The 6,946-nt window shown below is 50.3% G+C and carries 8 protein-coding genes; 2 read left to right on the top strand and 6 right to left on the bottom strand.

Going from position 1 to position 6,946, the window contains the following annotated elements; all coding sequences use genetic code 11:
• Window positions 1-12: 12 nt before the first annotated feature.
• Both queC and queF read left to right on the top strand, forming a co-directional pair.
• Window positions 13-723 (top strand): 7-cyano-7-deazaguanine synthase QueC, encoded by a 711-nt coding sequence (gene queC / locus C5S62_RS02905; RefSeq protein ID WP_104403979.1) that lies wholly within the window; start codon window positions 13-15, stop codon window positions 721-723.
• A gap of 9 nt (window positions 724-732) precedes the next feature.
• Window positions 733-1,188: a preQ(1) synthase gene (gene queF / locus C5S62_RS02900; protein WP_104403978.1), complete on the top strand. Its 456-nt coding sequence runs from the start codon at window positions 733-735 to the stop codon at window positions 1,186-1,188.
• Window positions 1,189-1,372: 184 nt separating this feature from the next.
• Here queF and C5S62_RS02895 read toward each other — a convergent pair whose 3' ends face one another.
• From C5S62_RS02895 to pdxA, 6 genes are read right to left on the bottom strand one after another with little or no spacing between them, the layout of a single operon-like run.
• Window positions 1,373-2,095, bottom strand: coding sequence for an HAD family hydrolase (locus C5S62_RS02895; RefSeq protein WP_104403977.1), 723 nt, complete (start codon window positions 2,093-2,095; stop codon window positions 1,373-1,375).
• A 16-nt stretch (window positions 2,096-2,111) separates the two neighbouring features.
• Window positions 2,112-3,116 carry a lysylphosphatidylglycerol synthase transmembrane domain-containing protein gene (locus tag C5S62_RS02890; RefSeq protein ID WP_104403976.1) on the bottom strand — a complete coding sequence of 335 codons (1,005 nt, stop codon included), beginning with the start codon at window positions 3,114-3,116 and terminating at the stop codon, window positions 2,112-2,114.
• A 36-nt stretch (window positions 3,117-3,152) separates the two neighbouring features.
• Window positions 3,153-4,052 (bottom strand): CDP-alcohol phosphatidyltransferase family protein, encoded by a 900-nt coding sequence (locus C5S62_RS02885; protein WP_104403975.1) that lies wholly within the window; start codon window positions 4,050-4,052, stop codon window positions 3,153-3,155.
• 17 nt (window positions 4,053-4,069) lie between these two features.
• Window positions 4,070-4,927, bottom strand: coding sequence for a hypothetical protein (locus tag C5S62_RS02880; protein WP_104403974.1), 858 nt, complete (start codon window positions 4,925-4,927; stop codon window positions 4,070-4,072).
• An 18-nt stretch (window positions 4,928-4,945) separates the two neighbouring features.
• The gene (locus C5S62_RS02875) at window positions 4,946-5,695 is read right to left on the bottom strand and encodes a sugar phosphate nucleotidyltransferase (RefSeq protein WP_104403973.1); all 750 of its coding nucleotides are present in this window, start codon (window positions 5,693-5,695) and stop codon (window positions 4,946-4,948) included.
• Between the two features lie 32 nt (window positions 5,696-5,727).
• Window positions 5,728-6,915: a 4-hydroxythreonine-4-phosphate dehydrogenase PdxA gene (gene pdxA / locus C5S62_RS02870; protein ID WP_104403981.1), complete on the bottom strand. Its 1,188-nt coding sequence runs from the start codon at window positions 6,913-6,915 to the stop codon at window positions 5,728-5,730.
• Between the last annotated feature and the right edge of the window lie 31 nt (window positions 6,916-6,946).

Below are 6,946 nucleotides of genomic sequence, written 5' to 3'. Positions count from 1 at the left end.
AATTTTTGATTTATGAGACCTTATGATAATACGCGGGCACTGGTGGTTTTCAGTGGCGGGCAGGACTCTACTACTTGCCTTTTCTGGGCCAAGCGGCATTTTAGTGAAGTGTGGGCGCTGAGTTTCGTCTATGGTCAGAAACACGTGCACGAAGTGCGGTTGGCCGCCGACATAGCCCGACGCGCCGGTGTGCGTTTCGAGCAGATGGACGTATCGTTTATAGGCGGTTTGGGCCGCAATTCACTGACCGACTCCTCGCTGCCAATGGATGAGGACAAACCGGCCGACGGACCGCCCAATACCTTTGTGCCCGGCCGCAATTTGTTTTTCCTGAGCATCGCTGCCGTCTTCGCCCGTGAAAACGGTATCAGGCATTTGGTGACGGGAGTTTCGCAGACAGACTTTTCGGGATATCCTGATTGCCGCGATTCTTTCATACGAAGTCTTAACGTCACGCTCAATCTAGGTATGGACGAACAGTTTGTCATACATACGCCTCTCATGTGGATTGACAAGTGCGGGACGTGGGCTATGGCCGATCGCATGGGGGTACTCGACATTGTGCGCCACGACACGCTGACGTGCTATAATGGTGTGAAAGGCGACGGTTGCGGAAAATGTCCGGCTTGTAAGTTGAGGCGCGAAGGTCTGGAGCGTTATTTGCGGCAGAAGGCTGGCGGAGAACGTGACGGGCGTGGTTTCGGATCAAGTGATAAGCAATAAAATATTTTTATGAGAGAGAACGATAATTTGAAAGCACTGGGCCGCCAGACAGAATACCGTGACGATTATGCTCCCGAGGTGCTGGAAACTTTTGAAAACAAGCATCCCGGCAATGACTACTGGGTGCGCTTCAACTGTCCGGAGTTCACCAGTCTCTGCCCTATAACGGGCCAGCCTGATTTTGCGGAGATACGCATCAGCTATTTGCCGGACCGGCGGATGGTAGAGAGCAAAAGTTTGAAACTCTATCTGTTCAGTTTTCGCAATCATGGCGATTTTCACGAAGACTGCGTAAATGTTATCATGAAGGACCTTATCCGCCTGATGGACCCGAAATATATAGAAGTGACGGGAATTTTCACCCCTCGAGGCGGCATTAGCATTTATCCTTACGCCAATTATGGACGGCCGGACACGAAGTATGAAAAACTGGCCGAACATCGTTTGCAGCAACATGACCTGTAGGATTTTTTGAGGAATAAGAATGAATGTCTGCGGACGGTCGCGCTTCTTTGGCGGAGAGGCCGCTTTTGCGGGATGTTTTGAAAATGCCGGTATCGGTATTCCGCTACGGCTGCTGAGTACGACAAGCGCATGGACTGAATATTTAAAATTCAATCCATGCGCTTGTCGTTGAAATGAACTGTTGTCAGATGAACCGTTTCATTGCATCGGGCAGTTCGTCAAGATGGGCTATGATGGCATCGGGCAGGTTCTCGTCCACCGTTTCGGGCTGCCACCCTTCGCCGCGTAACCATACGGCCTGGCAGCCGATGGTTTTGGCCGGTACGATGTCTTTGCCGTAACTGTCGCCTACGACAAGCACCTCCTCGGCCTTGTGGCCGGTGGCTTCAACACCCAGAGCATAGATGGCCGGATCGGGTTTGCGGACTCCGACCACGGCACTCTCGATAATAGCAGAGAAGTAGTGGGAAAGGTGGAAGTCGGTGAGGATGGTTTCGATATTGCCGTAGAAATTTGATACAAGCACGAGGTTGTAACGTTCCTTAAGTCGGTCGAGTATATGGCGGGTTGTAGTCAGGTTGCCTTCCACGTAGGCATTGCAGTAATCGGCTGTGTTGTGTATGGCTGTTTGGCGTATTTCTTCGGAGGGATGCCAGTAGGCTTGTTGCAGAAGATATTGCGTTTCCTGACTGATTTTCTTCAACAGTACGGTGTGGAAATTGTCTTCAGGACAAATGATCGGGGCTTTCGCCAGAGCGCGTTCGCCGTAAACGTAGGCTTCGCGGAACTGATCCTCGCTAACGGGAATGCCGGTGTGGCGATAGCCTTCCCAAAGAACGTGCGCCCAATGGCGGGCATCGGTGTCGAGCGTGCCGCCGTAGTCGAATATGATGGATTTCAAACTCATGCTTGTGTGAAATGGATTATTTCATGATACTCTTATTGCCGATTTTAACCAGACTGACCCCGATGAATATCCAGATGAGCTCACGGATGCGGGTGAAGAAACTGGAGAAAATACCTACGCCACCGGGATTGGCATATCCCAGAATCTTGATGATGAGTGCCAGTCCGCCTTCCCGTGCGCCTAGCTGCATGGGGAAGAAGAAGAGCAGGTTGCCCATCAGTGAGGAGAATGCCAATACCAGAATTGCATCCCAAAAGGTGACAGGTGCGCCGAAAGCCAGAAGGATGAAATAAAATTCCAGAGCGTTGATGACGCGGGCGATATATTCCATGAGCAATGAACCGTAGAAAGCGCGTGGCTGACGGTGGAGGTAGGCGATGTTGAGGTCTACCTGCTCCATGCTTTCCAGGTTCTTGTCGTAAAAACGGCGGGCGTATTTCTTGACAAAGGGAACGTAGAGGAATATTTTGTAGAGTTTTACAATCAGCCCGTTTTTGTAGCCTGCGTAAAAAAAGTATATCGCAAATATGAACGCGGCAGCGAAAATTCCGAAACAGCTCCAAAGGAAAGGATCGGCCTTTTCATAATAAATAATCAGAAAAAGGATGATGGAGCTGGCCCATAAGCAGATGTGTGAAAGAATGTGCATCATGGAGTAGAGCACTACGGATGACATGGCGCGGGGAGTGCCGATATATGCCGCCAGTTCCATGACGCGATAGGGGCCGCCGCCGAAACCGAATGGGGTCGTGTAGCTGAAGGCGAATCCCGACACAGTAAGTTTGTAGGCATGGCGGAAAGACAAATGCTTGTCGTGAGTGCCGCTGTTGACTATAAGCTGGAAGGCTCCGGCATTGAAAGCGTAAACGAATATCCATACGCCTGCAACGAAAGGCAGATAGGCTATGGCTCGGGGGAGTTTTTCGCGGAGCTGGTGATAGTCTACATCGAAGGTGCAGAGCATTACAATAATGGCGGCTATGCCGAATAGCAGGAATATGTTTCTGACGAATGGTTTCATGTGCAGGCTGATTGCTGAATGTCTTTCAAGATGGCTTTAAAGAGATTGCTGAAGTTGGTCGCAAAGCTTTTCATGTTGGTTGCGCATGTGGAAGAAGAGCGCGCTCATTACGGTTATTTCAAATACAGGATAAATCCATGGCTGGCCAATGAGCACCGAAATATAAAGAACTATAGCCCGGGTGTTGAATGTGAGAATGTTTGCCCATTTCATTAGCGGCAGACTGCCGCGGCGGAAGTCATCGCGCAGTTGCTGCGGCAGGGCACGGCCGTAAAGTTGGTCTGTTTTCGTCTTGAAGCGTTGGAATGCCGGTGTCATCTGTTCCTGTGAACGCGTATAGTTGCGGTAGAAAAAAAGAAAAAGTTTCCAGGTGCCGTCGTGCCGCCATGTAAGTGAGCGGAACTCTTTGGTTAGTTTGCGGCTGTTGTCCAGCTCACTGCCCTTTTCGCCTTTGAGGAAATAGAGGTGGATATTTCGGTAGTAGTCTGCCAACTGGCATTGCTTTCCGTGACATATAAAGCCGGCAAAGGCGCAAAGTATCCAGATCCATACTCCCCATTCCGGCGTAAGTCGCCAGCAGATGGCGAAATATATCGCAAAAAACCACACATCGCCGGCAAATCCGTCTAGAATCCGGCCCCAGCGTGTTTTTTTGCCGGTCATACGCGCTAATTGCCCGTCGCAACTGTCGTAAAGGTTTGCCCAAATGAGTAGTAATATACCTATTATATTATAGGCGAGGTCTTCAAAGCAGAACATGATACCGGCTCCAAGTCCCAGAAAGATGGAAAGGATGGTGACTACGTTGGGATGAATGTTGAAAGCGTTGAAGAAGTTGGCCCACAAAAGGCCAAGCGGCCGTGTGAAGTGTATGTCGAGCCACTCTTCTGTGTCTTGTGATTTAAAAGTAGCGGTGAGTTTCTTTTTGTCGCTCATGATTCTTTTGTGATAATTTATAGGGTTTTGCCAATACGTGTTGCAATGGCTTGAGCGGCCTCAGTCCTGCATAGTGAAAAGCTGGGCCAGTCGTTAAAGTCGATGATGGCAAATGTACCGTCAGGCCGTATAATACAGTCGCCGCCGTAAACAATGAATCCGCTCAGACGGGCTGCGCGGTCTGCTGTTTTTTTTAATTCCTCAGGCGAAAAATCATAGCCGGCAGGAACTCCGTTGAATACTTCCAATCCGAATTTACTGAAAGTACCGGTGGCTGTGGGATAGTGATAGAAGAAAAAATCGGTGCCTTCCACCCCATAAAATTTAACCAGATCGCCGGGAATATGTTCTGAAATCACAATATCGTCGATGTTGTGCGCCAAAAAATTTTTGTATGCCGTTTGCAATTCTTCTTTATTGCGGATGAAACATACATCGGTGGCCTGTTGTGCGCAGGCATCGCCGCGTTTAATCCATAAACTGCCGGAAGAAAAACATCCTGAAGAAATGGGGTGGGAAGCGTATTCTCTTAATTGTGCCAACGTGAGTGTCCGGCTTTCGGGGGTGGGTATTTTCTTTTCCTCAAAGAGTCGTGTCAGTACAGACCGTGTGGAGGAAAGCAGTGCGCTGGCTGAGTTTATGACGCGGAGCCCTTTTATTTCTTCTTCAGCCAGCCGGTGCAGGAAACATTCGTCGCGTCCCATGTTGAAGACGGATTCATAACCGGCAAATGCTGTCGCATTGTCTTCGCTGGCTGTATCTACGAGGTGCCCCATGCGGCGCAGTTCGTCGGCAACGGCGTTGAATATCGCCTTGTCACGGGCGGTGGAGTTGGGCGAAAAGCGGGAAGAACGTTCTATGCCTAATAACTTCATATTCGAGTGACAGCCTTTTTAGCCCAGTTTGTTCAGGGAAGTCTGACCGGTTTTGTCTTCCTTATTAATGCTACGGAGAAACGTTTCGGCTTTGATGATGTCTTGAGCATGGTCTATGTCGAGCACTTTACTCATTGGGTATGCTTTCAGTTTGAGTCCGTCTGCAACCAAGCCTCGCTGAAAGTTGCGCATTCGGCTCAGACCTGCTTCCATACATCGGCTCAGGGTGCGGAGGGCATTGGGCTTCAGGGCGTAGAGACCTCCTGAAATGTAGCGGCAGTTCTGGGGCTCGTCGTAAAAACCGGTAATGTTCATATTGTTGTCTGTACCGACATAAAGCGGTTTCTCATCGTCTATGAAGTCAGTCACGCCCATCATGCCGTCGGAGTTGCTTTCGCGAAAGGCTTTTATATATTCCGCGAAATCAGTTTCACGAAAAATCGTGTCTACCGTAGTCAGGCAGAATGGGGCTTGCTCTAGCCATGGGCTGAGGACGGAGAAACTGTGCATGGAACTAGGTGTGTCCTGTACGGCCAGTTCAATGGGCGCTCCTTCGCCACGTGCCATGAGTTTACGCACATGCGTTTCTGTTTGGGCGTGAAGTTTGTTGACAATGATGCAGATTCTGTCAGCCCCATTTTCGTTGAATAGGCGTATGAGGCGGTCAATCATCGGTTCACCGCATATTCTGACCAATGGTTTCGGCAGTTTGATTCCTTCCTGTGAGAGGCGTGATCCTTCGCCGGCGGCGATAATGGCAAAAGTCATGACTGATGTTTTTATCTTTTCTCGGTATCGTTTTATTGTTCTTCCTTTATTTCTTTAGCCTCGGCCTTAGGCATGCCTGCCGGTTTCATGTGGCGTTGGCGGTCACCGTCTTCGCGGTGTTCGTGATAGAGTTTGGGAAGCGGGTTACGATGAGCCTCGTTGTCAGCCTGGCGGTTACGGTAGATGTCGATGGCTGTGTATATGGCTTGCCGGAATGATGCGCATGAAGCCATGTTCTTTCCGGCAATGTCAAATGCCGTTCCGTGGTCGGGCGAAGTGCGCACATAAGGCAGTTCGGCGGTAAAGTTCACGCCGTCATCCATGGAGAGAGCCTTGAAGGGGGCCAGTGCCTGGTCGTGATACATGGCCAGAATGCCGTCAAAGTGAGCATACATGCCTGAGCCGAAGAAGCCGTCGGCCGGGTAGGGCCCGAAACATTGTATGCCGTTTTCTACAGACGCCTTGATGGCCGGAGCTATTATTTCCTGTTCTTCGCTGCCCAGTGTGCCGTTGTCGCCGTTGTGGGGGTTAAGGCCGAGCACCGCAATGCGTGGGGCCGATATCAGGAAGTCATGCTGCAGACTGTGGTAGAGTTGTTTGACTTTTTGCTCTACGAGCTCGCCCGTAATGGCTGCTGCCACTTCTTTCACCGGCAGATGCGTCGTGACGAGAGCCACTCTCATCAGATTGTTGGCCAGAATCATCAGCGGTTCGGCCTTGTCGCCTACAAGACGGTTGCTGAGGTATTCCGTGTGTCCTGAGAAGCGGAAGTCGGCGTTTTGTATGGCCGATTTGCAGATGGGAGCGGTTACGAGCACATCGATGCTTCCGTTTTTCAAGTCCTCCGTAGCCTGTTCAAGGGCAAGGAAGGCCGCGTGTCCGGCCTCAGCATTGATTCTGCCCATTTCAATGTTAATCTCTTCGTCAAAGCAGTTGATGAGGTTCAGCCGGTTGGGCTCGGCTTCTGCCGCAGTGTTGACGATGTGGTAATTCAGCTCGGTTCCAAGCACCTTGCGGTGGTATGTGCCTGCCTTTACCGATCCGTAGACCACCGGTATGCAGATGTCGAACATAGCGTTTTCAGAGAAAGTCTTAAGGATAAGCTCATAGCCTATTCCGTTTACGTCTCCGTGCGTTATGCCCACTTTTAAAAGTCGTTTCGCAGAGTTTTCAGGTGTGCCGTTCTGTGAGGCCTCACCGTTGTTATTGTTGTTGGTCATCATTGGTCGGTTGTTTTGAATGGTAAGATGA

The organism is Prevotella sp. MGM2 (assembly GCF_002933955.1).
Lineage (GTDB): Bacteria > Bacteroidota > Bacteroidia > Bacteroidales > Bacteroidaceae > Alloprevotella.
The sequence above is the reverse complement of the archived record's forward strand: the minus strand, read 5'-3'. Positions and strand labels throughout refer to the sequence as shown.

Coding starts and splice junctions, on each gene's coding strand:
- queC (WP_104403979.1), top strand. CDS start 13: ATGAGACCTTATGATAATACGCGGGCACTGGTGGTTTTCAGTGGCGGG.
- queF (WP_104403978.1), top strand. CDS start 733: ATGAGAGAGAACGATAATTTGAAAGCACTGGGCCGCCAGACAGAATAC.
- C5S62_RS02895 (WP_104403977.1), bottom strand. CDS start 2,095: ATGAGTTTGAAATCCATCATATTCGACTACGGCGGCACGCTCGACACC.
- C5S62_RS02890 (WP_104403976.1), bottom strand. CDS start 3,116: ATGAAACCATTCGTCAGAAACATATTCCTGCTATTCGGCATAGCCGCC.
- C5S62_RS02885 (WP_104403975.1), bottom strand. CDS start 4,052: ATGAGCGACAAAAAGAAACTCACCGCTACTTTTAAATCACAAGACACA.
- C5S62_RS02880 (WP_104403974.1), bottom strand. CDS start 4,927: ATGAAGTTATTAGGCATAGAACGTTCTTCCCGCTTTTCGCCCAACTCC.
- C5S62_RS02875 (WP_104403973.1), bottom strand. CDS start 5,695: ATGACTTTTGCCATTATCGCCGCCGGCGAAGGATCACGCCTCTCACAG.
- pdxA (WP_104403981.1), bottom strand. CDS start 6,915: ATGACCAACAACAATAACAACGGTGAGGCCTCACAGAACGGCACACCT.